This is a genomic window from Modicisalibacter radicis (genome assembly GCF_900961225.1).
GTDB lineage: Bacteria > Pseudomonadota > Gammaproteobacteria > Pseudomonadales > Halomonadaceae > Modicisalibacter.
This window is the reverse complement of the sequence record NZ_CAAHFN010000014.1, coordinates 1-418: the sequence shown is the minus strand read 5'-3', so window position 1 is coordinate 418 and position 418 is coordinate 1. Positions and strand designations below refer to the sequence as shown.

At 38.0% G+C, this 418-nt stretch carries 1 protein-coding gene; it reads left to right on the top strand.

The window, feature by feature from the left end:
* Positions 1–23 precede the first annotated feature (23 nt).
* A partial coding sequence (locus HR9077_RS00820; protein ID WP_136064159.1) for a LysR family transcriptional regulator occupies positions 24–418 on the top strand: 395 nt, incomplete at its 3' end.

Genomic DNA, 418 nt, shown 5'->3' with positions numbered 1-418 from the left:
TTATAATCTTAAGTTGGACAATTATGAACGTAGTGCAGTTAAAAATGCTTGATGCCATTGTTCGCACTCAAAGCTTGTCGCAAGCTGCTTCAGCACTGTATAAATCGCAACCAGCTTTAACGTTAGCTATTAAGAAACTTGAAGCTGAGCTTGGTTTTGAATTGTTAGATCGTAGCCATTATCGATTGCAATTAACTGAAAAGGGTCGTATTTATCATCGCGAAGCAGCATTATTATTAGATGCTCAGGCACATTTAGCACAACTGGCCAGTGAGCTTGCACTTGGTAATGAAGCAAATTACAAAATTTGTTATGAGCAGTTATGTCACCAAGCACTGTATAACGATATTATTTGCAATGCTTTTGTTAAACATACCAGCACCGAGTTTAGTGTAACCAGCGGAAAACGCTTTGTTTC